Origin of the sequence: Afipia sp. GAS231, assembly GCF_900103365.1 — a bacterium.
GTDB lineage: Bacteria > Pseudomonadota > Alphaproteobacteria > Rhizobiales > Xanthobacteraceae > Bradyrhizobium.
Genome location: NZ_LT629703.1, coordinates 1,180,826 through 1,202,661, shown reverse-complemented (window position 1 = coordinate 1,202,661; position 21,836 = coordinate 1,180,826). Strand labels below are relative to the sequence as shown.

26 protein-coding genes are annotated in these 21,836 nt (G+C 63.7%); 15 read left to right on the top strand and 11 right to left on the bottom strand.

Annotation, left to right across the window (positions count from 1 at the left end; translation table 11 throughout):
- Positions 1-16 precede the first annotated feature (16 nt).
- Positions 17-775: a flagellar type III secretion system pore protein FliP gene (gene fliP, locus BLS26_RS05795; RefSeq protein WP_092509219.1), complete on the bottom strand. Its 759-nt coding sequence runs from the start codon at positions 773-775 to the stop codon at positions 17-19.
- Positions 772-1,719, bottom strand: coding sequence for a flagellar biosynthetic protein FliO (locus BLS26_RS05790; protein WP_092509217.1), 948 nt, complete (start codon positions 1,717-1,719; stop codon positions 772-774). Before BLS26_RS05790 ends, fliP begins: the two co-directional genes overlap by 4 nt.
- 392 nt (positions 1,720-2,111) lie before the next feature.
- Here BLS26_RS05790 and flgB point away from each other — a divergent pair, with 392 nt between their 5' ends.
- The 11 genes from flgB (at position 2,112) to BLS26_RS05735 (ending at position 12,458) form a co-directional block, all read left to right on the top strand.
- Positions 2,112-2,522 (top strand): flagellar basal body rod protein FlgB, encoded by a 411-nt coding sequence (gene flgB / locus BLS26_RS05785; protein WP_092509215.1) that lies wholly within the window; start codon positions 2,112-2,114, stop codon positions 2,520-2,522.
- A gap of 26 nt (positions 2,523-2,548) precedes the next feature.
- Positions 2,549-2,974: a flagellar basal body rod protein FlgC gene (flgC, locus tag BLS26_RS05780; RefSeq protein WP_079587542.1), complete on the top strand. Its 426-nt coding sequence runs from the start codon at positions 2,549-2,551 to the stop codon at positions 2,972-2,974.
- 16 nt (positions 2,975-2,990) lie between these two features.
- A complete protein-coding gene (fliE, locus tag BLS26_RS05775) occupies positions 2,991-3,308 on the top strand; it encodes a flagellar hook-basal body complex protein FliE (protein WP_092509213.1) in 318 nt (105 codons plus the stop codon).
- A 144-nt stretch (positions 3,309-3,452) separates the two neighbouring features.
- On the top strand, positions 3,453-3,716 hold the full coding sequence (gene fliQ, locus BLS26_RS05770; protein WP_027540419.1) for a flagellar biosynthesis protein FliQ: 264 nt from the start codon (positions 3,453-3,455) through the stop codon (positions 3,714-3,716).
- Between the two features lie 15 nt (positions 3,717-3,731).
- Complete coding sequence (fliR, locus tag BLS26_RS05765; protein WP_092509212.1) at positions 3,732-4,502, top strand: flagellar biosynthetic protein FliR; 771 nt, start codon at positions 3,732-3,734, stop codon at positions 4,500-4,502.
- 27 nt (positions 4,503-4,529) lie between these two features.
- Entirely contained in the window at positions 4,530-5,603 is a 1,074-nt protein-coding gene (gene flhB, locus BLS26_RS05760) for a flagellar biosynthesis protein FlhB (RefSeq protein ID WP_092509210.1), read from the top strand.
- 180 nt (positions 5,604-5,783) lie between these two features.
- Entirely contained in the window at positions 5,784-8,333 is a 2,550-nt protein-coding gene (gene cckA / locus BLS26_RS05755; RefSeq protein ID WP_092509208.1) for a cell cycle histidine kinase CckA, read from the top strand.
- Between the two features lie 176 nt (positions 8,334-8,509).
- Positions 8,510-9,679 carry a hypothetical protein gene (locus BLS26_RS05750; protein WP_092509206.1) on the top strand — a complete coding sequence of 390 codons (1,170 nt, stop codon included), beginning with the start codon at positions 8,510-8,512 and terminating at the stop codon, positions 9,677-9,679.
- A 158-nt stretch (positions 9,680-9,837) separates the two neighbouring features.
- Positions 9,838-10,821 carry a Tim44 domain-containing protein gene (locus BLS26_RS05745; RefSeq protein WP_092509204.1) on the top strand — a complete coding sequence of 328 codons (984 nt, stop codon included), beginning with the start codon at positions 9,838-9,840 and terminating at the stop codon, positions 10,819-10,821.
- 189 nt (positions 10,822-11,010) lie between these two features.
- Positions 11,011-11,706, top strand: a complete 696-nt coding sequence (locus BLS26_RS05740; RefSeq protein WP_172804552.1) for a lectin — start codon at positions 11,011-11,013, stop codon at positions 11,704-11,706.
- Positions 11,707-12,074: 368 nt separating this feature from the next.
- Positions 12,075-12,458, top strand: coding sequence for a hypothetical protein (locus tag BLS26_RS05735; RefSeq protein ID WP_092509202.1), 384 nt, complete (start codon positions 12,075-12,077; stop codon positions 12,456-12,458).
- A gap of 99 nt (positions 12,459-12,557) precedes the next feature.
- Here the strand turns inward: BLS26_RS05735 and BLS26_RS05730 are convergent, their stop codons facing one another.
- Positions 12,558-12,992, bottom strand: coding sequence for a DUF3606 domain-containing protein (locus BLS26_RS05730; protein ID WP_092509200.1), 435 nt, complete (start codon positions 12,990-12,992; stop codon positions 12,558-12,560).
- 202 nt (positions 12,993-13,194) lie between these two features.
- On the opposite strand from BLS26_RS05730, the gene BLS26_RS05725 reads away from it, so the two are divergent.
- Entirely contained in the window at positions 13,195-13,902 is a 708-nt protein-coding gene (locus BLS26_RS05725) for a glutathione S-transferase (RefSeq protein WP_092517669.1), read from the top strand.
- Between the two features lie 132 nt (positions 13,903-14,034).
- Here the strand turns inward: BLS26_RS05725 and BLS26_RS05720 are convergent, their stop codons facing one another.
- The 5 genes from BLS26_RS05720 to BLS26_RS05705 form a co-directional block, all read right to left on the bottom strand.
- Positions 14,035-14,394 carry a GFA family protein gene (locus BLS26_RS05720; RefSeq protein ID WP_092509198.1) on the bottom strand — a complete coding sequence of 120 codons (360 nt, stop codon included), beginning with the start codon at positions 14,392-14,394 and terminating at the stop codon, positions 14,035-14,037.
- A gap of 22 nt (positions 14,395-14,416) precedes the next feature.
- Positions 14,417-14,680 carry an isoprenylcysteine carboxylmethyltransferase family protein gene (locus BLS26_RS37155; protein WP_371360783.1) on the bottom strand — a complete coding sequence of 88 codons (264 nt, stop codon included), beginning with the start codon at positions 14,678-14,680 and terminating at the stop codon, positions 14,417-14,419.
- A gap of 39 nt (positions 14,681-14,719) precedes the next feature.
- The gene (locus tag BLS26_RS37150; RefSeq protein WP_371360782.1) at positions 14,720-15,091 is read right to left on the bottom strand and encodes a hypothetical protein; all 372 of its coding nucleotides are present in this window, start codon (positions 15,089-15,091) and stop codon (positions 14,720-14,722) included.
- Between the two features lie 103 nt (positions 15,092-15,194).
- Positions 15,195-15,383: a hypothetical protein gene (locus BLS26_RS05710; protein ID WP_157676320.1), complete on the bottom strand. Its 189-nt coding sequence runs from the start codon at positions 15,381-15,383 to the stop codon at positions 15,195-15,197.
- A gap of 166 nt (positions 15,384-15,549) precedes the next feature.
- Positions 15,550-16,041 carry a hypothetical protein gene (locus BLS26_RS05705; protein WP_371360781.1) on the bottom strand — a complete coding sequence of 164 codons (492 nt, stop codon included), beginning with the start codon at positions 16,039-16,041 and terminating at the stop codon, positions 15,550-15,552.
- 294 nt (positions 16,042-16,335) lie between these two features.
- Between BLS26_RS05705 and BLS26_RS05700 the strand changes: the two genes are divergently transcribed.
- A complete protein-coding gene (locus tag BLS26_RS05700; RefSeq protein WP_092509194.1) occupies positions 16,336-17,988 on the top strand; it encodes a fumarate hydratase in 1,653 nt (550 codons plus the stop codon).
- A gap of 198 nt (positions 17,989-18,186) precedes the next feature.
- Here BLS26_RS05700 and BLS26_RS05695 read toward each other — a convergent pair whose 3' ends face one another.
- On the bottom strand, positions 18,187-19,110 hold the full coding sequence (locus tag BLS26_RS05695) for a helix-turn-helix domain-containing protein (RefSeq protein ID WP_092509192.1): 924 nt from the start codon (positions 19,108-19,110) through the stop codon (positions 18,187-18,189).
- Between the two features lie 56 nt (positions 19,111-19,166).
- Between BLS26_RS05695 and BLS26_RS05690 the strand changes: the two genes are divergently transcribed.
- Entirely contained in the window at positions 19,167-19,556 is a 390-nt protein-coding gene (locus BLS26_RS05690) for a tautomerase family protein (protein ID WP_172804551.1), read from the top strand.
- Between the two features lie 3 nt (positions 19,557-19,559).
- Positions 19,560-20,789, top strand: a complete 1,230-nt coding sequence (locus BLS26_RS05685) for an ABC transporter substrate-binding protein (protein WP_244541851.1) — start codon at positions 19,560-19,562, stop codon at positions 20,787-20,789.
- Positions 20,790-20,860: 71 nt separating this feature from the next.
- Here the strand turns inward: BLS26_RS05685 and BLS26_RS05680 are convergent, their stop codons facing one another.
- A complete protein-coding gene (locus BLS26_RS05680; RefSeq protein ID WP_092509188.1) occupies positions 20,861-21,157 on the bottom strand; it encodes a hypothetical protein in 297 nt (98 codons plus the stop codon).
- A gap of 112 nt (positions 21,158-21,269) precedes the next feature.
- On the bottom strand, positions 21,270-21,821 hold the full coding sequence (locus BLS26_RS05675) for an inner membrane-spanning protein YciB (protein WP_092509186.1): 552 nt from the start codon (positions 21,819-21,821) through the stop codon (positions 21,270-21,272).
- Positions 21,822-21,836 lie beyond the last annotated feature (15 nt).

The window sequence follows — 21,836 nt, the reverse complement described above, 5'->3', positions numbered from 1 at the left end:
CTGCCTCTATCCGCCTCTATCCGCCGCCGTAACTCTGCACCAGGCTCCCCGCCACCAGCGACCAGCCGTCGACCAGCACGAAGAAGATCAGCTTGAACGGCAGCGACACCACCACCGGCGGCAGCATCATCATGCCCATCGACATCAGCACGGAGGCGACCACGAGGTCGATGATCAGGAAGGGGAGGAACAGCAGGAAGCCGATTTCAAAGGCGCGCTTCAGTTCCGAGATCATGAAGGCGGGAACGAGAATGCGCAGCGACATATCTTCCGGTGTCGCCGGCGGCGGCTCGCCGGACAGGTCCATGAACAGTTTCAGGTCCTTTTCGCGGACGTTCTTCTGCATGAAGCCGCGCAGCGGCACTGAAGCCTTCTGCAACGCTTCCTCGACGCCGATCTGATTGGCGACCAGCGGCTTGATGCCGTCGTCATAGGACTTTTGCAGCACCGGGCCCATCACGAAGGCGGTCAAAAACATCGCCAGCGCAATGATCACGGAGTTCGGCGGCGCTGTCGCGGTGCCCAACGCTGTCCTTAGCAGCGACAGCACGACGACGATGCGCGTGAACGACGTCATCATGATCAGGATCGACGGCGCGATCGAGAGCACCGTCAACAGCGCGATCAACTGGATCGCGCGCTCGGTGACGCCGCCATTGCCCTGGCCGAGATTGATGCTGATATCCTGCGCCATCGCCGGATCGGCGAGCGATCCGGCGGCTATCAGGCTTACAACAAATAAAAATACTCTACGCGGGAAAGTCGCCGATCTCACGAAGGGGACTTCGGACGGCCCAGCAGTGATGCCATCTCGTCTTCCAGATTCTCAAAGCCGCTCTTCTGCGGCGCGGGGGCGGGCGCTTCGGGGCGCGCGGCCCGCACCGGCGGCGGCTCGGGGGCGACTGGCGGTGCCGGTTCGGCCGGCCGGCGCAAGGCAGCTTCGAGCCGCTGCGCCATCTCGGCGAGATTCTGGTCGGCGCTCGACTGCGCGGGGGCAGGCGCCGGCGGCGGAGGAGGCGGTGGTGCGATGGCGCGTTCGGGCGCGCGGACCGGCGGCGGCGCCTTGAAGGTTTCCTTGGGCGGCTCGCTGGCGCGTTGCGGGCGGGGCATCAGCGGTTCGGTGCGGGTCAGGCGCGGCGGCGTCGGCTCGGGCCGGGGTTCGGGACGGACGCCCATTGGCTCGGGCCCGAACCCTGCCAAAGGATCGGCGCGATCGCTGCGGCGCTCCGGCATCGGTGGCGGCGCCGGGCGGCGGACTTCGTCGGCAAACGGGGGGCGGGCGGGGCGCGGTGGCGGCTCCGGCATCTGCGGCTCGGCATGATGCTCGAAGGCATCGGCAGATCTCAGGTCGGATCTTGCGGCCTCTTCGTTCCAGTTGGCATCGGGCAGCGGCGCGATCCGCGGCGGCACATCGCCGGCGACTGCGGGGCGGGGCGCCATCTGGTCGCGGCCGGGAATGGCGCGGACGATATTGGGTTCGACCACGATGTCGCTCGGACCGCCGATCATCAAGAGATGCTCGACATTGTCACGCCGGACCAGCACCAGGCGGCGGCGGCCGTCCACGGCGGCAGCGTCGATCACGGCCAGCCGCGGCATCCGCCCGCGGTTGGTGTTGGCACCGAGGCGGTTGGTGGCGAAGCGGCGAACCAGCCAGGCGGCCACGCCAATCAGCGCCAGAACGGCGATGAACGCGAACAGGAATGTCAGTGTCTGCATACTTGTGTCCCCAGCCACGCGTCATTCTCACCATGTGAGCATGACGCCTGGAAATTTCCCGCTCATCGGGGTCGTGCCCCGAAGCGATCAATCCCGGCGAATCACGCCCGAGATCAGCCTTATTTCTTAATTCCCGACGGCAAGCGCTGCCGCTCGTTAATTAATAGACCAAGAATCGCTTGATCCAAAACGACTTCTGAATGCCCCGCCAGCGTTGGCTTTTGCTGGTTAACGCAGCTTTCGTGGCGAAAATGCGCTCGTTTTGTTGCCGGCCGCGGGCATCGCGCTTTGTCCCTACCGGGAATCGGCAATTTTAACCGACCGTTAACCATACACCGGGCAAATTCTGCCTACCTCGGGCGTGGCCAGAGGTTAACGGAGATCCGTCAGCCATGGCCATCAACGATCTTCCGATCCTGTCGGCGCTGCGCACCAAGATGCAGTGGCATCAGGAGCGCCAGCGGGTGCTCGCCGAAAACATTTCCAACGCCAATACCCCGAACTTCAAGCCGAGCGACCTGGTCGAGCCGAAATTCGACCGGGCCGGTTCCGCGGTCGGCGGGGGATTTGGGTCGCTGCCGATGATGCGCACCAGCGCAACCCATATCGGCGCCGCCGGCGGCGCACAGAGCTTCAACGGCGACGGCGGCAAGAGCGGTTTCCTGACCAAGCCCGCCGGCAATGCCGTCAATCTCGAAGACCAGATGCTGAAGGTCTCCGCCAACCAGATGGACTACGCGGCCGCCGCCTCGCTCTACACGCGCAGCCTCGGAATGCTCAAGACCGCGATCGGCAAGCGCTGACGCGCGACGCTTAGGGGAACCGGACCATGGCAGATGATGCAAGTGACTTCGCCCGCTCGATGAGCATCGCGACGTCAGGCCTGCGGGCGCAGGCCGGACGGATGCGGGTGATCTCGGAAAACATCGCGAACGCGGATTCCACCGCGCAGACCGCTTCGGGCGATCCCTACCGCCGCAAGGTGCCGACCTTCTCGTCCGCGCTCGATCGCACGCTGGACGCCAAGGTGGTGACGCTCGGCAAGGTGCGCCCGGACCAGTCGGCGTTTCGCGTCAAATACGAGCCGAGCAACCCGGCCGCCGACGCCCAGGGCAACGTCAAATATCCCAACGTCAATCCGCTGATCGAAATGACCGACATGCGCGAGGCGCAGCGGTCCTACGAAGCCAACCTCAACATCATCAGCGCCACGCGCCGCATGATCCAACGCACGCTCGACATCCTCAAGGCCTGAACAGGAACCATAGAAAATGGCTACACCGACAGTTGCCGCCAACGCCTACGCCGCGCTTTCGCGCATGATGGAATCCGGCGGCGCCGAGAAGGGTGCCCAGGCCGGTGGCGGCAGCGGCCCATCCTTTTCTGCGCTGCTCAAGGATGCGGTCGGCAGCGTGCTGGAATCCGGCAAGAAATCCGACGCCCAGACCATGGCGATGACCTCGGGCAAGGCCAACGTCATGGACGTGGTGACGGCGGTCGCCGAAACCGACGTCGCGGTCTCGACCCTGGTGTCGGTGCGCGACCGCGTGATCCAATCCTACGAAGACATCATGAAGATGCCGATCTGATTTTTTGGAACGTCATTCCGGGATGGTCCGAAGGACCAGACCGCAGATGCGCAATTGCGCATCGGGGAATCTCGAGATTTCGGGTCTGGTGCTTGCGCACCATCCCGGAATGACGGTGGTGAGTTTACAGGAAGCGAGACAGTTATGACCGGTGCTGAAACCCTCGACGTGGCGCGCGACGCGATCTGGACCATTGTGGTGGTGTCGTCGCCGCTGATGGTGGTCGGCCTCGTGGTTGGCGTCGTGGTGTCGCTGTTCCAGGCGCTGACGCAGATTCAGGAACAGACGCTGATCTTCGTGCCGAAGATTTTGGCGATCTTCGTCACATTATTGCTGGCGCTGCCGTTCATGGCGGATTCGCTGCACAGTCACATGATGCGGATATCGTCGCGAATCATAGGCGGTTGATGCATTGTCCTGTTCATGCGCATCGATGTTTCCCTGCTGCCGGCCCTCGCCGCCACCTTCATGCTGGTGTTCGCGCGGATTGGCGCGATGGTGATGCTGATGCCGGGGTTCGGCGAGAGCAACATCCCGGTTCGCGTCAAGCTCGCGATTGCGCTTCTGCTGACGCTGATCATCCTGCCGCTGCACCGCGCCGCCTATCACGTCGACATGACGTCGATGACCTCGCTGTTGGTCTTGATGCTGCACGAGATCGTCATCGGCATCGTGCTCGGCGCCACCGCGCGCGTGACGCTGTCGGCGCTGTCGGTCGCGGGTTCGGTGATCGCCCAGCAACTCGGTCTCGGCTTCGTCACTTCAGTCGATCCGACCCAGGGCCAGCAGGGCCTCCTGATCGGCAACTTCCTCACCATTCTCGGCTTGACGCTGCTGTTTGCGACCGACAGCCACCATCTCGTCATCGCGGCGCTGAACGAGAGTTACCGGATCTTCTCGCCGGGCGAGGTAATGTCGACCGGTGATGTCGCAGCCCTCGCCACCCGCGCCTTTGCCGCCGCCTTCAAGATCGGCATGCAGCTTTCGGCGCCGTTTCTGGTGTTCGGTCTTGTCTTCAACATCGGCCTTGGCGTGCTGGCGCGGCTGATGCCGCAGATGCAGGTCTATTTCGTCGGCGTGCCGCTCTCGATCATGGTCGGCTTCCTGATCTTCGCCCTCGTCATCACGGCGATGATGGGAACCTATCTGAATTACTTCGTCGGCGTCATGCACGATCTGACACCGCTGAGATAGAGCTCAAACAGAAACCAGAGCGCCGCAATGGCCGACGACAGCGACGATAAAACAGAAGACCCTACACAAAAACGTCTCGACGACGCGCATGCGCGCGGAGACGTTGCCAAAAGCCAGGAGGTCAATACCTGGTTCGTGATCGCGGGCGGCACGCTGGTGCTGTCGACCTTCTCGGGCTCGATGGGCGGCGGCATCCTTAACCCGCTGCGCAACGTCATCGCCAATGCCGGCCAGCTCCATGCCGACGGGGCGGCGCTGCTGTCGCTCGCCAACCTGCTCGGCACGGCGGTACTCGGTGCCGTCGGCGTGCCGTTCCTGATGCTGATGATTGCGGCGATCGCCGGCAACATGATCCAGCACCGGCTGGTGTGGTCGGCGGAATCGCTGTCGCCCAAGTTCAGCAAGGTGTCGCCCGGCGCCGGATTCAAGCGCATCTTCGGCAAGCAGGCGGCGGCGAATTTCGCCAAGGGCATTTTCAAGCTGATTGCGCTCGGCGCCGTCATGATGGCCGTGCTGTGGCCGGAGCGCCTGCGCCTGGAGTCGTTTCTGCGGTTCGACCCGGACGTCATCCTGAACGTGACCACCAGCCTGACGCTGCAGGTGTTGGGTGCCGTGGTGGCGATGCTGGCCGCGGTTGCGATCGCCGACTACTTCTTCCAGTACCGGCAGTGGTACGAGCGGCAGAAGATGTCGCTGCAGGAGATCAAGGACGAGTACAAGCAGTCCGAAGGCGACCCCCACATCAAGGGCCGGATCCGTCAGTTGCGGATGCAAAAGGCCAAGAAACGCATGATGGCCGCGGTTCCCAAGGCCAGCGTGATCATCACCAACCCGACCCACTATTCGATCGCGCTGTCCTACGACCGCGGCATGTCGGCGCCGATCTGCGTCGCCAAGGGCGTCGACAACATCGCGTTCAAGATCCGGGAAGTCGCCAAGGCGCACGACATTCCGATCGTGGAAAACGTGCCCTTGGCGCGCGCGCTCTATGCCACGGTGGAGATCGACGACGAAATCCCGGTCGAGCACTATCATGCGGTCGCCGAGATCATCGGCTACGTCATGGGCCTGAAGCGCGGGCTTTCCGGCCGCAGGCCGTAGGGGTAGGATCGGAATCGCGTTGAAATGCCGCTAAGCTGCAAAATAGCCGCCTGATGGACTTGCGCTGGCCGGGCCGATTCAGGCACTCAGGAGGGGCGTGCCGGGAGGATGCGGGGTTGTCCGTGTCCGGCCGACCCGGTGTGCGCGTCACCTCCATGCCGACGGGCTGCGTTTCCTGATATGACCGCCGAAACCGACAGCGATCCGTCATCCGAGCCTCTCGCGGCCCATGAGCCGGCGCGGCGGGGCGGCAGCATCGTGCTGGTGCTGCTGGTGGCCGCTGGCATTGTCGCGATCGCGGTGGCGATGATGACCATCGGCCGGGCCCAGGCCCAGCCCTATATTCTCGGCGTGCTGGCGCTGCTGGCGATGGTCGGCCTGTTCAACCTGTTCGCCTTTGCCGCCGGCATCATCCGCTTCACCGACCGCACCGCCGACGATCCCGTCATGGGGCGCATCGCCGACCATGCCTATGACGGACTGGCGGTGACCGACCCGCGCGGCCACGTCGTCTATTCCAACGCTGCCTATCTGGCGATCACCGGGGCCACATCCGCGCAGGACGTGCGGCCGGTCGAGCGCGTCTTCATCGGCAATCCCGACGTGTCCGAAGCGGTGTTCCGTCTGCTCAAGGCCGCACGCGAAGGCAAGCGGCAGCAGGAGGAAGTCCGGATCGCAGGACAGGACGGCGCGCAGGGCCGCTGGCTGCGGATGCGGGTTCGTCCGCTCGGCCAGGGCAAGCGCGAGGCCAAATATGCGGTGTGGTCGGTTGCCGACATCACGCGGGACCGCGAGCGCCAGGAAGACGTGTTCAAGGAACTGCAGCACGCGATCGAATATCTCGATCACGCGCCCTGCGGCTTCTTCTCGGTCAATCCGGCGGGCGACGTCGTCTATGTCAACGCCACGCTGGCGAACTGGCTCGATCATGACCTCGCCGAAATCGGTTCGGGCGGGCTGAAACTGACCGATATCGTCTCGGGTGACGGCGCCTCGCTGTTGACCTCGATCGTGGCGGTGCCGGGCGAAGTCAAAACCGAAGTGTTCGACATCGACCTGCGGATGCGCGGCGGCAAGACCATGCCGGTGCGGCTCTATCACAAGCTCGCCTTCGGCGCCGACGGCGTGCCCGGCTCCTCGCGCACGCTGGTGATCAGCCGCGCCCGCGACGAGCATTCCGATCCCGAACGCGCCGCCGAAGTCCGCTTCATGCGGTTCTTCGATCATACCCCGATGGCGATCGCGACCGTGGACCGCGGCGGCGCCGTGGTGCGCGCCAATGCCCGTTTCGCCAAGCTGGCGCAAAGCCTGAGCCCTGACGGTGCGGCCAACAAGTCGATCTTCCGCACCGTGAACGCGCGCGACCGCGGCCTGTTGATCGCGGCCATCAACCAGGCGGCCGAAGGCCAGGGCGATATCGCCCCGGTCGAGGCCATGCTCGACGGCGCCAAGGAGCGCTGGGGCCAGTTCTTCGTGACCTCGGTCGAGGAAAACGAGCGCGAGACCGAGGCCGGCATCGTCTATCTCCTGGAGACCACCGAGCGGCGCGCGCTGGAGAACCAGATCAACCAGTCGCAGAAGATGGACATGGTCGGCCAGCTCGCCGGCGGCATCGCGCACGACTTCAACAACGTGCTCTCGGCCATCATGATGGCGAACGACTTCCTGCTGAACGCCCACAAGCCGACCGATCCGTCGTTCCAGGACATCATGCAGATCAAGCAGAACGCGACCCGGGCTGCGACGCTGGTGCGGCAACTGCTGGCGTTCTCGCGCCGCCAGACCCTGCGGCCGCAGGTGCTGGACCTCGGCGACGCGCTGTCCGATCTCACCATGCTGCTGCGGCGGCTGATCGGCGAGAAGGTCAAGCTCGACCTCGTGCATGGCCGCGATCTCTGGCCGGTCAAGGTCGACGTCTCGCAGTTCGAACAGGTGATCGTCAATCTCGCCGTCAACGCCCGCGACGCGATGCCCGATGGCGGCAAGCTGACGGTGAAGACCGCCAATATGACGACGGAAGAAGCAGCCCAGCAGTCCTACAAGGGCATGCCGGCGGCGGACTACGTGCGCATCGATATTTCAGATACCGGCACCGGCATTCCCGCCGAGATCGTCGACAAGATCTTCGAGCCGTTCTTCTCGACCAAGGAAGTCGGCAAGGGCACCGGGCTCGGTCTTTCGACCGTCTACGGCATCGTCAAGCAGACCGGCGGTTTCGTCTATGTCGATTCCGAAGCCGGCAAGGGCACCTCGTTCCACATCTTCCTGCCGCGGCATCGCCCCGAACTGGAGGTTCAGCCGGAACCGCCGGCGACCAAGGACGCCGCCGCCGAGCCGCCGAAGCCGCGGGCCGATCTCACCGGGCAGGGCACGATCCTGCTGGTCGAAGACGAGGACGGCTTGCGCTCGCTCAATGCGCGCGGACTTCGTTCGCGCGGCTACAGCGTGATCGAGGCCTCGAACGGCATCGAGGCGATGGAAGCGCTGGAGGAAAAGGACGGCGCGGTCGATCTCGTCGTCTCCGACGTGGTGATGCCGGAAATGGACGGCCCGACGCTGCTGCGCGAGATGCGCAAGCGCAATCCCAATCTCAAGATCATCTTCGTCTCAGGCTATGCCGAAGAGGCCTTCGACAAGAGCCTGCCGGAGAACGAGCAGTTCGCCTTCCTGCCAAAACCCTTTGCGCTCTCGGCGCTGGTCGAAAAGGTCAAGGAGACCATGACGTCGTAGTGACATCGGCCGATGGCGCTTTCGACGTGGACGGGATAAAACGGTATCTCGGTCCCGGATTTCCGACCGGAATTGCAGCGACCAGCAGTTTATTGTTTGACGGACGGGCCGCCCGATGTTCTCGCCCTTGAACCGGAACATCCGCGCGATCATACATTTGCCGTTCTGAGCGAAATATGGTGTGCGCTCACGCCGACCGGCTGCGTGCGGCGATGGATGATGAGAAGGCAAGCGTGGTAACAGATCCCGCCATCGACACCCAGACGCCTGACGCCGCCGAAGCGGCGCATTTTCTGCGCCGTTTTGCCGATTTGATGTCCAACGGACACAACGCGAAATATCTGCTTCGGGCCGCCGAACTCCTCGAAACGCTGACGGCCCAGGTTTCCGCCGCTTCCGATGAGGAAAAGCTTTGGCGCTACAAGTACGAAACCCTGACCCAACATACCGATCAACTGGAAACGGAATGCGGGCGCCTTAAGGACGACATCGAAGGACATGTCAACGTCGCCGGCCTTATCCTGGCGGAACGGGACTCGCTCAAGGCCGCGCTGGAAAAGCGGGAAGCAGAACTGCTCGAACTCAGTCAGGAGCTACAGCGCGAACAGGACCAGTCAGCGACGGCCTCGGAGACGCACGATAGCGCCGTGACCGATCTTCGCGTGGCGTTCGACCAGGACCGTCTGGCGCTGATGGCGGCTGCAGACGTCAGTGCCAAGGAAGTCGATCAACAACGCCGTGTGTTCGAACGCGAACGGGCGGAGCTTGCGGCCGAACTGAAGCGGCGTGAAGACGAAGCCGCCGAACTACGGCTTGCCTTTGACCGTGAACGTGAAGCGCTGCAATCCCAGATCAAGTCACGCGAGCAGGCGCTGCTTGCATCTCGCGCCGATTCCGAACGCGAATCCGCAGCCCTTCGCGAACAGGTCGAGGCGCTCGAGGTCAAACGTGCCGAGCTGCGATTGAGCTTCGAGCGGATCAGCCAGTTGCGCGTCGAACCCGAACGCCACGGTGCCGATTCCGGCCGGGACGAATCGCAAGGCAATCCGGCTCCCATTCTCGCCGGTGATGCGAATTCGCTGGTCGATGAAGCGAGCGCCATCGTGTCGAAGGAAACGTTGCGTCAGGCCCGCGCCCAGTTCGAGTTCCTTGCCAAGGAATGTCTCCGCCGCGGCGACCTCGCCACGCAAGCGATGTGCGAACTCGGGGCGCATGCGATGCAACTCGCGCTCGCCGGAGACGAAAGCGCCGACGCTTCGCCGATCGGCCGGATGGCGTTGGACATCCTGTCGCTGTCCGATCCGGATACACCGGTAAGGGGAGAATCCGGGCGTTCAGCCGGCTAAATAACCGGCTTTCGGGTATCTCCCCAGCCCGATCTGTGCCACAGCGTGGAGCCGGTTCCGGCAAAATCGTCACATCCCCGCGACTGAGGGCCGCAGCCGCTCCCACCGATAGTGGCTTCACTTTTAGGCAGCTCTGCCCATGTTAGGGGCGGTTCCCCATGCCGGGGATTGAGGAAACAGATATGAATTTCACGCATATGCGCGGAATTGTTCGGGCCATCGCCGTCGTCCTGTCACTGGCGATTCCCCTGGTGATCGCGATCTCGTCGGCTGACGCCCGCATTGGCGGCGGCGGCAGTTCCGGTTCGCGGGGATCGCGGACTTTTTCGGCGCCCCCGAGCACGACCACCGCGCCGGGCACGGCAGCACCGATGAACCGTACCTTTACCCAGCCGGGCAGCCCCGGCGTGGGCGCACCGGCTGCGGCTGGCGCCAGGGGCGGGTTCTTCAACCGGCCCGGCCTGCTCGGCGGTCTCGCCGCGGGGTTCCTCGGCGCCGGCTTGCTCGGCATGCTGTTCGGCGGCGGGATGTTCTCCGGCCTCGGCGGCCTGTCGTCGATCCTCGGCCTGATCCTGCAGATCGGCCTGATCATCATCGTGGTGCGGCTGGCGATGTCCTGGTGGCAGCGCCGCCAGACCCCGGCGGCCGCCTATGCCGGTGGCCCCGACACCGGACCCGCCGCTGCGCAGTCCAGCTTCCGCTCCGGAATGGGGTTTGGACTGGGCTCGGGCAGCGCGCCGCTGGAGATCCTCCCCGCCGACTATGAAGCCTTCGAGCGCCTGCTCGGCGAGATCCAAGGGGCGTGGTCGGACGAGGATATCGCCAAGCTGAATACGCTCGCGACGCCCGAGATGGTGTCCTACTTCACCAAGGACCTCGAGCAGAACAAGGCCCAGAACGACGTCAACAAGACCTCCAACGTCAAGCTGCTGCAGGGCGACCTCGCGGAAGCCTGGCGCGAAGGCGAAACCGACTATGCGAGCGTCGCGATGCGGTTCTCGCTGGTCGACAAGACGCTGGAGCGCGGCACCGGCCGTCTGGTCGCCGGCAGCGACACGCCGATCGAGGCCACCGAAGTCTGGACCTTTGCACGCCGGCGCGGCGCCAACTGGGAACTCTCGGCGATCCAGCAGACCAGCTGACGGATTACCTGACGAAAGCGACGACGGCGCTGCGGTTCATTCCGCGGCGCCGTTTTCTTTTGACAGGACGTGTCACGCACCCACTTGAATGATTTAGCGCTTCGGTCATTTCGCCCGTCGCGCGGCCGGAATAATCGCTGTGGTTGCGGGTTCAATGACAGCGAACCAAAAACAAACCGGAGGAACCCGATGAGGAATTTTGCAGGGATCGTTGTGCCGGCCGTAGCCCTTGCTGCGATCTCGTTTGTCGCCGCGCAGCCGGTACAGGCGCAATCGGCCGCGACCAGCTTTTTCGTGACCAGCAATGGTATCGGCAATGGCGGCAATCTAGGTGGTCTCGCCGGCGCCGACAATTGGTGTCAGACCCTGGCGCAGGCCGCCGGCGCAGGCGCCAAAGCTTCTGGAGAAGTAAAGACCTGGCACGCCTATCTTTCAACCCAGGAGGCCTCCGGCACGCCGGCGGTGAATGCGCGCGACCGCATCGGCAAGGGTCCGTGGCAGAATGCCAAGGGCGTCGTGATCGCCAAGGACGTGGCCGAACTGCACGGTGCCAACGGCCTGACCAAGCAGACTGCGCTCAACGAGAAGGGCGAAGTCGTCAACGGCCGCGGCGACACGCCGAACCGCCACGATGCGCTGACGGGATCGCAGCCCGACGGCACGGCGTTTGCGGCCAGCGAGGATCGCACCTGCAAGAACTGGACGAGCTCGACGCAGGGGGCGGCCATGCTCGGCCATATCGACCGCATCGGTCTGCGCGATGACGACGCCTCGAAATCCTGGAATTCGTCGCATCCCTCGCGCGGCAACGACGGCGGCTGCTCGCAGGCCGATTTCAAGAGCACCGGCGGCGACGGGTTGATGTACTGCTTCGCGGCGAATTGAGAGACCGGGCATTCTCCTTTCGTCATGGCCGGGCAAAAGCGCGAAGCGCGTCTTCGCACTGGATGACCCGGCCATCCACGTCTTTCTTGATTGACGAAAGCAAGGACGTTGATGCCCGGTACCCGGCTCCGCCAAGGCTTCGCCGCGGCTTTTGTCTGTCGTGGCTCGCCGAAGCTTTAGCGTAGGCGGCAAGGCCGGGCATGACGGCCGAACGTGGGCCCCCGCGGCGTTTACGAATCATTAGCGATCTTCATCAAGGTAAATCTCCATCTCAGGTTGACGCGAGATGGTGCTCGGCTAGATCATTCGGCCAGACGGGGTTGCGTGCAACTTCGGTTTACGAATTTCTCAAGCCAGCAGGAATAATCATGTCTCGCGTTATTGCCGCCGCCTTTGCCACCGTGCTCGTCGCCGCCGCGATCCCGACCGCCGCCTCTGCCGGTTGCTATTCGTGCTACGCGCCGCCGCAGCCCTGCTGCGTGCAGCCGCAGTATGAGCAGCAGGTCGCGCCGGCGCAGTACCGGACCGTGCAGGAGACCGTGATGGTGTCGCCGGGCCGCGTCATCGCCCATCGCACGCCGGCGCAGTACCGTACCGTGATGGTGCCGCGGACGGTGATGGTTGCCCCAGAAGGCGTCGCCTACGAGCGCACCGCCCCGGAATACGCGACCCAGGAGCGCGTCGAAATGGTGGCGCCGGCCCGCACCTACTACGTTCCGGTCGCGCCGCGCTGCAGCACCTGCGGCTACTGATAGATAGGGCGGCGCAGCCGCCGTCGCTTAAGCCGTCGCCCTGGTCGACGACGTGCTGAAAGCGAATGGTCCTGAAGCCTGCCGAGAAAGGCCGCCTGTTCAGGCGGCCTTTTTCTTTGCGCTCTTCTTCGTGGCTTTCTTGACAGTCTTCTTGGCCGCTTTCTTGACGGTCTTCCGGGCGACCTTCTTGGTTGCCTTCTTGCCGGTGAGATACTCGCCGACCTTCTTCGAGGAATGTCCGACGGCGCCAACCGCGGCCTTCAGTCTGGCTGGCGTGACCTTGAATTTCTTCGACCAGTAGCGGACTTCATAGGGCTGGCTCAGCGCGATCAGCGCCCGGTCGGCGGCCTTGTGCTTCTGCTCCTTGATATAGGCTTCCACCTTTTTCGCGGAGTGCCCGACCTTCTTGACCGCGGCCTTCAGTTTGGCCGGCGTGATCTTCAGCTTCTTCGACCAGTAGGAAACCTCATAAGCTTCGCTCAATGCGATCAGCGCGCGATCCATGCCGCCGCGCTTTTTCTTGTTGTCCGCCATCCCGCTCTCCCGTCCTGTTGAGAAATTAGATGTTTGAGAACGGATAGCCTAACACGCGCGCTTGTCTTCGGACAGGTTGAGGCCTGTGGAGATTTTTTTGCGTTGCGAGCCGCGGTCCGGGCCTGCCTTTCGCGAAGGCGCGTGACGAACCAACCGCGGAATGATTTGTTATCCCCGTCAGACAGGCACGGAGGCGTCGTCGATGCACTATCAGCTCTACTACTGGCCGACCATTCAGGGCCGCGGCGAATATGTTCGGCTGGCACTGGAGGAGGCCGGTGCCGGATATACCGACGTGGCGCGCCGCGGCCACGGCATGGGCGCGATGAGCAAGATGTTGGAGGTGGAGAAGGGAACGCCTCCGTTCGCGCCGCCGTTCCTGAAAGCCGGAAAACTCGTGATCGGGCAGACCGCCAATATCCTGCTCTATCTCGGTTCACGCCACGGACTGGCGCCGAAGGCGGAGGCCGGCAAATTGTGGGTGCATCAATTGCAGCTCACGATATCAGACCTGGTGCTGGAGGTTCACGACACCCATCATCCACTCGGCCCTTCGCTGTATTACGAAGACCAAAAGGCCCCTGCCAAGAAACGCACGGAAGAGTTTTGGGATTCGCGCGTGCCGAAGTATCTCGGTTATTTCGAAGATTTGCTGGCGGCCAACGGCGGCAGCTATATTACCGGCCGCCGGCTCACTTATGTCGATCTGTCTCTATTCCAGATCGTGGAAGGGCTACGCTATGCATTTCCAAAACGCATGAAGGCGTTCGAGATGGAAATCCCGGGGCTGGTCGGCCTGCGCGACCGCATCGCGGCGCGGCCGAACATCAAGGCGTATCTGGCGAGCGATCGGCGGATCGCGTTCAACGAGGACGGAATTTTCAGAAGGTACAAGGCGCTGGATGGGTAGGGGCGCCTAACGCCTAATTCTCCGTCATGCCCGGGCTTGACCCGGGCATCCACGACTTACTTTTTTCGCAGCGCCAAAGACGTGGATGGCCGGGTCAAGCCCGGCCATTACGGCTGATGGTGTTGTCGCTGCTCACCTGTTCCTGCCGTCGAACGGCGTCATCGCCAGCTTCGACAGATCAATGCCGTCGATGCAGGAGACGTTCAGCGCCACCACGTCGGTGCCGTCGGGCTTCTTGCCGCGGGCGAAGACGTCGACGCCGCAATCGAGGCAGAGCTGATGGCGGATGGCGTGCTTGTTGAACAGGTATTCCCGCAGATTGTCCTCGCCGGCGCGCAGCTGAAAACTCTGCGGCGCCAGAAAGGTGAAGTGCAGGCCTTTCTTGGTGCAGATCGAGCAGTTGCACGCGGTCACCATGGCCATGTCGGTGGTGCATTCGAAGCGCACCTGGCCGCAATGGCAGCCGCCGGTATAGGTCTTGCTATCTGGCATATGTAACCGCCATCATGTGTCCTCACCAAATTCCGGGCAAGAGACGATAGCGCACGCGAGCGGCGTAGTCAGCATAGTCGGGCAGGTCGGCCACCAGCGCGCGCTCCTCGATCCCGGTGCGAATGGCAAATAGCACGGCAAATGCCGGTGCGATCAGCAGACCCCACCACGAGCCCAGCAGCAGTGGCACGCCAAAGAAGAACAGCATGATGCTGCCATACATGGGATGGCGGACGATCGCGTAGGGCCCGGTGGAGATGACATGGTGGCCGCGTTCGGCCTGCACCCGGACCACGGGGGCGGCAAAGGAGTTTTCCCGGAATACTCACATGATGAAACCCGTGCACAGCAGGTACATCACAAAGCCGATGACCTGCAGCGCCTGCGGCACATCAGAGGCGTGCGCACGCCGGTCCAGTCCGATGGCGATAAGCCAGGCAAGCGCCACAACAACGAATATCAGCATGAACGTCTTGTCGGCGGCGGGCTGGCCGGCCTGAAAGGTTGGCCGCATGCGCTCGGCGAGCAGCGCCGGATCGGCCCAGGCAAGCCATAGCCCGCAGGCAGGACCGATGATCGCGTTGGTAACCAGGAAAACCCATGCCGCCGGCCAGTTCAGCGAACCCGCCGTCACAAACAGCAGCGCGCCCAAGGCGACGATGAAGAGGGTGTTTTGCAGCAACAGCTTTGCGATCATGCGCGATCCCGTTCGCTCGCGGGCGGCCTGGTGGCGCGGTTTTTCGGCAAACTTGCGGCGCCGGGTTCCAGGCCGCAGGGCGCGCGCGGCTGGGTGTCGGAGGTTAGGCCAGCTGGTCGACCCGCGTGCCCTGTCCGGGCGGCAGGGCGGCCACCAGCGTCGGCTGCGGCGAGCGGGTACCGTCGGCGGCGGCGCCGTTCTGCACGTCGGGGGACTTCTGGGGCGCCTGGGGCGGTGCGCTTGAGACGGGCGGGGTGATCGCCACCGGTGCGGCGACAGCAGAGATACTCATCGGAAACATCCTTTTGGTTGCTTCCGACACTGGCCGGTTGAAACGAACGAGTGGTGAATCAGGCCGGTCAATCCCGCAGCATCGCCGCCAATCCCGTTCCATGGTGAACGAGAGGCGCGCGATTTCGCTACAAGTGTATGGATGGCCCGAGCGGGCGGGGAGCGGACTACTCGTCCTTGCCGCGGGTCACCACGATCGAGGCCTCGGTCTTGGTGCGCGAGCATTCCATGTTGAGCCGGCGAAAGCGCATCGAGACCTTGTCGCCGCGCAAAATCCCCATCCGCTTGATGCAGCGCGCGGTGCCGGTCGCGGTATCGTCCTTCGGCACCGTAAAGATGATGGCGGCCGCGGCGGCGACGAGATTGAAGAATTCCGGCTTGGGTTTGCGGTCGGTCTTGGCGTAGAGCTCGATCGAGAAATTCGCGCCGCGGCAGCCGAGCGACAGCTCCTTGGCCGCTGGGTGCGACAGGTAGATGTAGTTGGCGGCGGTGATACCCACCTTGAGGCCGTCGATGCCGCCGGCAAGCTGCTTGGCGGTATCGTCACAGCGGTCGGCCCGCGCCGGCGAGGCCGAAAATGCGGCCAGCAACATCAGCGCGGCAGCGAGACCGGCGGTCCGCAGGCCCGACACGGCGTGGTTGCGCAGTCTTTTTGTCATGAAACCCCCACAGCATTGAAACGCGCGCGGGGAGGTTCATGCAGGGTCTGCGCGGACACGTCAATACGTGAGCCGCGACCGCGCACGATCCGCGCGCTGTTGGATGGCTATGCCGCAGGGCGGGAAGGGATAGGGCGAGCAGCGTAATGGCGGCCTACAGCCCCACGTCGGGCATGACGGACCAGCTTTTGGCGGGGCCGCCAAAACCTTCCATTTGTCGCAAAAGTGCTTAGAACGGGTCTATTACGCGCAGCGCCCTGCGGACGCTGCCGGCTCCAACCCGAGATCACGCCCATGAACGCCCCCACCGCCTTTCCCGATCCAAAACCCGTTCCGCCCTACAAGCACACGCCGCTGTTTCCGCTGGGGGCAGACACCACGCCCTACAAGAAGGTCACGACTGAGGGCGTGCAGGTCGAGAAGGTGCTGGGCAAGGACATGCTGGTGGTGTCGCGCGAGGCGCTGCGGGCGCTTTCGGAGGCTGCCTTCGGCGACATCAATCACTATCTGCGGCCGGGGCATCTGAAGCAGCTGCGCAACATCCTGGACGACAAGGAAGCCAGCGACAACGACAAGTTCGTCGCCTTTGACTTCCTGAAGAACGCCAACATCGCGGCCGGCGGCGTGTTGCCGATGTGCCAAGACACCGGCACCGCGATCATCATGGGCAAGAAGGGCTGCAACGTCATCACCGATGGCGACGACGAGGCGGCGCTGTCGGAAGGCGCGCGCGACGCCTATCTGCGCCGTAACCTGCGCTATTCGCAGGTGGCGCCGCTGACGATGTATGAGGAAAAGAACACCGCCAACAACATGCCGGCGCAGTGCGAGATCTACGCCGAGGGCGATGACGCCTACAAGTTCATGTTCATGGCCAAGGGCGGCGGAAGCGCCAACAAGAGTTTTCTGTTCCAGGCCACGCCCTCCGTGTTGACGAAAGATCGCCTGCTGGCGTTCCTGAAGGAGAAGGTGCTGACGCTCGGCACCGCGGCGTGCCCGCCGTATCATCTGGCCATCGTGATCGGTGGCACCTCGGCCGAACTCTGCATGAAGACGGTGAAGCTGGCATCGGCGCGCTATCTCGATGCGCTGCCGACGCACGGCTCGCCTGATGGCAATGCCTTCCGCGACCTCGAGATGGAGCAGGAGATCCTCAAGATGACGCAGTCGCTCGGCGTCGGTGCGCAGTTCGGCGGAAAGTATTTCTGCCACGACGTGCGCGTGATCCGGATGCCGCGCCATGGCGCCTCGCTGCCGATCGGGCTCGGCGTGTCCTGTTCGGCGGACCGCCAGGTGCTCGGCAAGATTACCAAGGACGGCGTCTATCTCGAGGAGCTCGAGCACAACCCGGCGCAGTATCTGCCGGCGGTTGAACAGTCGCTCGGCGGCGAAGTGGTCAAGATCGACCTCAACCAGCCGATGAAGGACATTCTGGCGACGCTCGCCCAACATCCGATCAAGACCCGGGTGTCGATGTCGGGCACCATGATCGTGGCGCGCGATTCCGCGCATGCCAAGCTGCGCGAGCGGCTGGAGAAGGGCGAGCCGCTGCCGGATTATTTCAAGAACCATCCGGTGTACTACGCCGGTCCGGCCAAGACCCCGGACGGCTACGCCTCAGGCGCGTTCGGTCCGACCACCGCGGGACGGATGGATTCCTTCGTCGACCAGTTCCAGGCGGCGGGCGGATCGATGGTGATGGTGGCCAAGGGCAACCGTGCGGTCGCTGTGCGCGAGGCCTGCAAGAAGCACGGTGGCTTCTATCTCGGCTCGATCGGCGGTGCGGCGGCGAACCTCGCCGAGCACTGCATCAAGAAGGTCGAGGTGCTGGAATATCCCGAACTCGGCATGGAAGCGATCTGGCGCATCGAGGTCGAGGATTTCCCGGCCTTCATCATCATCGACGACAAGGGCAACGACTTCTTCAAGGAATTGAACCTGGGGTAAGGCGTTCCCCGGATGCTCCGCAGCATGAAATGATACGCTGCTGATCCGGGGTCTACGTTGCGCAGGAAGTGTGGGTCCCGGCTCTGCGGAGCAGCGCTACCGGACGATGCCACGCATCGCTTAGGCTGCGCCGCGTCCGGGACGCGCAGCGGCGGAGCGCCTCACGCCCGCGCCACTCCGTCAGGACTGCGCAGGGTCCTACGATAGAGAACTTCGGCGAAACTCCGTCGGCGTCAGTCCGAACTTCCGGCGGAATGCGGTCGCGAGATGCTGCGGTTGGCTGAATCCGCAGTCCAAAGATATCTCCGTCACGCTTCTTCCGCTTTGCCGCAGGTCTCGCGCAGCCCGTTCGAGTCGGATGTTCGTGAACATCTCGCTTGGCCCGGCGCCGGTGGCGGCGACGAAGGCCCGTCTCATTTGCCGCGGGCTGAGGTCCACCAGTCTTGCGATGTCTTGCAGAGTGAGGTCCGCTCCGACATTCGCCTCCATGAAATCGATCACTTTGGACAGGGCGCTCTTGCCGATCCGAGCATCGAGTCCCCGTGGCGCAGTCCCGTCCAGAGCCCTGTGCAGGATCACCAGGGCCTGGGTCGCCCAGGATTCCAGATACAAAGTCGATAGATCGTCGTTCCGGACCAGTTCCGGTCTCAGGCTGTTCATGGTCGACGCCATCGCAGAACTCTGGATACCGATACGGGACTCGAGCCGCCTTTGCGCAAGGCTTTCTTCCGCTCCGAGAAGACGATCCTTGTCGATGAAAGCGACCCAATAGATGCAGCGCCCAGGGACCTCGACTTCGGTCTCGACCGTGCTGCCGGCTTCGATGAAGGCCAGTTTGGATGTCCCGTTCAGCGAGCGGCTGATCCCTCTGCCGTCCAGCTCGCCGCGGCAAGCTACGATCCCCTGTTCGAAATAGAACAGAGCGTCGCGATCCTGCCTGTAGCGCCAATCCACCGCGCCGGTACCTCGGCGTTCGATCCACTCGATCGTCACGGCCGATCCGGACAATGTCTTTTGCCGGACGAGAGGTGCACCGACCTCCCGAAATAACCCGACCTTCGATGTCTGCTTCGCGAACGGACCGTCCCCTGCGCGAACGCGGTCCCGATGTAAGTCTGCCATGCTCGTTTCCTCCGCGCCTTTTGGCGGAAGTTTACAGGACCCATGGAGAACCACCAATGCCAATCATGGTCTGCGAGACGGCGCAGCGCCTCGATAAGCCGAAGCGGGCGGCGCTCGCCAAATCGATCACGCAATCCGTACATGAAGTCATCGGGTCTGACCTCGACCTGATCAGCGTCGTTTTCCACGAGCTCGAACAGGATCAGATCTGGCTCGCCGGCCAGCCTTCGCAGGACGCTCTGATCCTCTGCTACATCCGCGCCGGACGCCCCGTCGCGCTCAAGACGGAGTTGGCGCTGCGCGTTTCGGCCGCCTGGCATAAAGTAGCTGGAACTCCGGAAGACGCGATCGAGGTCGCAGTGATAGAGGCTCCGGCCGCGCAGACGGTCAGAGGCGGCAAGCGCCTCCCCGAGCCGCCTCATTCGACGGCCGCGGCGGCCGGCTGATCCATGGCTATTCGTCGTCACGTTCGAACCATGGCGGCTTGCGCCGCCGTCCTGGGGTTCATCGCGCCGGCTCGCGCCGATGACACGATTCGAATCGGTGTCCTGACCGACATGTCCGGTCCGTATTCCGACATCGCCGGTCGGGGGTCGGTCGCGGCCGCGCAACTGGCAATCGGCGAATTCGGCGGCAACGTGGGCGGCCGGCGGGTCGAGATCGTGGCGGCCGACCATCAGAACAAACCCGATATCGGCTCGGCGACCGCGCGGAAGTGGTTCGACAACGAGGGCGTCGACGTCATCGTCGACGTGATCACTTCGTCCGTGGCTTTGGCGGTCCAGCACATTGCACGCGACAAGAACAAGGTCGTCATCTTCTCCGGCGCGGGGGCCGACCAGCTAACCGGAGCCGCCTGCACTCAGAACAGCTTCGTCTGGAGTTGGGATACCTATGCTCTTGCGAACGTCGCCAGCAAGGCATTTGCGCGCGAGAACCTGAAGGACTGGTATCTGATCGAGGTGGACTACGCGTTAGGCCGCGCGCTCGAGCAGGGCGTTCGGGGCGCGCTGGATCGTGCCGGCGGCAAAGTCGTCGGCGTGTCGCGCCATCCGCTCGGCACGTCCGATTTCTCGTCCTATCTACTCCAGGGGCAGGGCTCGGGAGCTTCGGTCGTCGCGCTTCTGAATGGCGGCGCCGACGCGGTGAATTCGGTGAAGCAGGCGAGCGAGTTCCGCGTCAACGAGAAGCAGACGATCGCCTCGCTCGCAATGCTGATCAACGATGTGAAGGCCCTGGGATTGCGGGATGCACAGGGCCTTCGCATCACCGAGTCCTTTTACTGGGATCTCGACGACAGAACCCGCGCCTGGTCGGCGCGCTACGGCGCCAAAATGAACGGTGCGATGCCATCGATGATACAGGCGGGTACCTACAGTGCCGTGCGGCACTATCTTCGCGCGGTGCAGGAGGCGGGAACGAAGGACACCGATAGCGTCATCAAGGCAATGCGGGCGCTCCCGGTCGAAGACGCGACGGTGTCCGCCGGTGCGCATCTGCGCGGCGACGGGCGGCTCATGAGAGATTTCTATTCCTTTCGCGTAAAGCGACCGAGCGAGAGCAGGGCCGAATGGGATCTGTATGAGAAGATTGCGACCATCCCCGCGGCGGAAGCGGCGGTGCCGTCCGAACAATCAGCTTGTCCGCTGATGAAGCGATCGCAACCTCCGGCTCGGTGACGCTTGGCCGCGGCTGATCATACAGGCGAGCCGGCCCCTTCCACCCGCGATCCTGTTGGCAGTCGAGCTCCTTACGCCCGCGTTCCCGTGAACGGAAAGCTACCCATCGGGCCGATGCCCATTTCGCCGGACATGCTGTCGCCGGCAACCTTGCCGGTGAAGGCGAGCGTCAGCGGCATCGGGTTGGTGATGGAGATCTTCCAGGAGACGTCGTCGCCGGCGACGGTGCCGTCAAAAATTTCGCCGGAATTGCCGTCGGCGCCTTGCGTGCCCGTCAGCGTGCCGCCGGCGCTCGTCACGTTGAGCGTCGCCTTGCGCTCGCCCATCGGCGTGCTCATCGTGATATTCCAGTTTCCGTCCACGGCCATTTCGGTCTCCCCAACATGTCCCAGCCAACCGGAATGGTTCTGGGATCGCCAAGCTTGCGGCGCGGTATAACCTATCTCTCAGCCTATGCCCAACCGTCTTGTTTCGCGGCTATCAGGCTCGGGCGGCACGAATCCGGCTGCCGACGAGAAGCCGGAATGCGACATACTGGATGGCGAAGGCGGCGATCTTGGCGCCGACCAGCACGACCGTGACATAGAACGTCCACAGCTTCATGTCGCCGGTCATCGCGATGCCGATGGTGCCGGCGCCGAGCACGAACATCAGCGCGGCCCAGGCGTAGCCGGCCACGGTGACGTATTCCGGAATGGTTTCGGTCACGATCGCGGGCAGGTAGCGCAGCAGCCAGCCGCGCTTGAGCATGATGGCGCCGATCGCAAAATGCCCGATCGCGGGTTTCGCCAGCACGAAACGCGGGTCGTGGGTCAGGAGCGTCGCACTGCCGAGCACGATCACCAGCGCGAGACTGGCATAGGTCATGTAGCCGAGCGGCTTGCCCTTGATGCGCGCATAGATCACCTGGGCGATTGCGCCTGCGATCGCCACGCCGGTCGCGAGCAGGACGTTGTCGGTCGCGAGGTAAATCGCGAGGAACAGGATGGTGGAGAAAAAATCGGCGCCCAGTCTGGCGAATACGTCCTTCATCGTCCTGCTCTCTGT

Coding starts and splice junctions, on each gene's coding strand:
- fliE (WP_092509213.1), top strand. CDS start 2,991: ATGGCTACACCGACAGTTGCCGCCAACGCCTACGCCGCGCTTTCGCGC.
- BLS26_RS05700 (WP_092509194.1), top strand. CDS start 16,336: ATGAACGCCCCCACCGCCTTTCCCGATCCAAAACCCGTTCCGCCCTAC.
- flhB (WP_092509210.1), top strand. CDS start 4,530: ATGGCCGACGACAGCGACGATAAAACAGAAGACCCTACACAAAAACGT.
- flgC (WP_079587542.1), top strand. CDS start 2,549: ATGGCAGATGATGCAAGTGACTTCGCCCGCTCGATGAGCATCGCGACG.
- BLS26_RS05750 (WP_092509206.1), top strand. CDS start 8,510: ATGGTGTGCGCTCACGCCGACCGGCTGCGTGCGGCGATGGATGATGAG.
- BLS26_RS05695 (WP_092509192.1), bottom strand. CDS start 19,110: ATGGCAGACTTACATCGGGACCGCGTTCGCGCAGGGGACGGTCCGTTC.
- BLS26_RS05685 (WP_244541851.1), top strand. CDS start 19,560: ATGGCTATTCGTCGTCACGTTCGAACCATGGCGGCTTGCGCCGCCGTC.
- fliQ (WP_027540419.1), top strand. CDS start 3,453: ATGACCGGTGCTGAAACCCTCGACGTGGCGCGCGACGCGATCTGGACC.
- BLS26_RS05725 (WP_092517669.1), top strand. CDS start 13,195: ATGCACTATCAGCTCTACTACTGGCCGACCATTCAGGGCCGCGGCGAA.
- BLS26_RS05790 (WP_092509217.1), bottom strand. CDS start 1,719: ATGCAGACACTGACATTCCTGTTCGCGTTCATCGCCGTTCTGGCGCTG.
- BLS26_RS37150 (WP_371360782.1), bottom strand. CDS start 15,091: ATGATCGCAAAGCTGTTGCTGCAAAACACCCTCTTCATCGTCGCCTTG.
- flgB (WP_092509215.1), top strand. CDS start 2,112: ATGGCCATCAACGATCTTCCGATCCTGTCGGCGCTGCGCACCAAGATG.
- BLS26_RS05675 (WP_092509186.1), bottom strand. CDS start 21,821: ATGAAGGACGTATTCGCCAGACTGGGCGCCGATTTTTTCTCCACCATC.
- BLS26_RS05745 (WP_092509204.1), top strand. CDS start 9,838: ATGCCGGGGATTGAGGAAACAGATATGAATTTCACGCATATGCGCGGA.
- BLS26_RS05735 (WP_092509202.1), top strand. CDS start 12,075: ATGTCTCGCGTTATTGCCGCCGCCTTTGCCACCGTGCTCGTCGCCGCC.
- BLS26_RS05710 (WP_157676320.1), bottom strand. CDS start 15,383: ATGAGTATCTCTGCTGTCGCCGCACCGGTGGCGATCACCCCGCCCGTC.
- BLS26_RS05730 (WP_092509200.1), bottom strand. CDS start 12,992: ATGGCGGACAACAAGAAAAAGCGCGGCGGCATGGATCGCGCGCTGATC.
- BLS26_RS05690 (WP_172804551.1), top strand. CDS start 19,167: ATGCCAATCATGGTCTGCGAGACGGCGCAGCGCCTCGATAAGCCGAAG.
- BLS26_RS05680 (WP_092509188.1), bottom strand. CDS start 21,157: ATGGCCGTGGACGGAAACTGGAATATCACGATGAGCACGCCGATGGGC.
- BLS26_RS05740 (WP_172804552.1), top strand. CDS start 11,011: ATGAGGAATTTTGCAGGGATCGTTGTGCCGGCCGTAGCCCTTGCTGCG.
- fliR (WP_092509212.1), top strand. CDS start 3,732: ATGCGCATCGATGTTTCCCTGCTGCCGGCCCTCGCCGCCACCTTCATG.
- BLS26_RS05705 (WP_371360781.1), bottom strand. CDS start 16,041: ATGACAAAAAGACTGCGCAACCACGCCGTGTCGGGCCTGCGGACCGCC.
- BLS26_RS05720 (WP_092509198.1), bottom strand. CDS start 14,394: ATGCCAGATAGCAAGACCTATACCGGCGGCTGCCATTGCGGCCAGGTG.
- cckA (WP_092509208.1), top strand. CDS start 5,784: ATGACCGCCGAAACCGACAGCGATCCGTCATCCGAGCCTCTCGCGGCC.